This is a genomic window from Paenibacillus sp. MMO-58 (assembly GCF_037146255.1).
GTDB lineage: Bacteria > Bacillota > Bacilli > Paenibacillales > Paenibacillaceae > Pristimantibacillus.
On record NZ_JBBCVY010000040.1, the window covers coordinates 1 to 516 of the forward strand.

Annotated in this window: 1 rRNA gene; it reads right to left on the reverse strand. The window is 52.3% G+C overall.

The annotated features are described in order from the left end of the window. A 23S ribosomal RNA gene (locus WFJ73_RS33200) occupies window positions 1-516 on the reverse strand; the annotation flags it as partial.

The following is a 516-nucleotide window of genomic DNA, read 5'->3' on the forward strand; positions in this document are numbered from 1 at the left end:
TTCGCCCTATTCAGACTCGCTTTCGCTGCGGCTCCGTCTTCCCGACTTAACCTTGCACGTGAACGTAACTCGCCGGTTCATTCTACAAAAGGCACGCCATCACCCTTTTAACGGGCTCTGACTTCTTGTAAGCGCACGGTTTCAGGTTCTTTTTCACTCCGCTCCCGCGGTGCTTTTCACCTTTCCCTCACGGTACTGCTTCACTATCGGTCACTAGGGAGTATTTAGCCTTGGCAGATGGTCCTGCCGGATTCCGACGGGGTTTCTCGTGTCCCGCCGTACTCAGGATCCGTCTCGGAGGCTGCAGACTTTCAATTACAGGGCTTTTACCTTCTTTGGCGGGCCTTTCCAGACCTCTTCGTTTAATCTACAACTTTGTAACTCCATGTGAGACGTCCTACAACCCCAAGGAGCAAGCTCCTTGGTTTGGGCTAATCCGCGTTCGCTCGCCGCTACTGACGGAATCACTTTTGTTTTCTCTTCCTCAGGGTACTTAGATGTTTCAGTTCCCCTGGT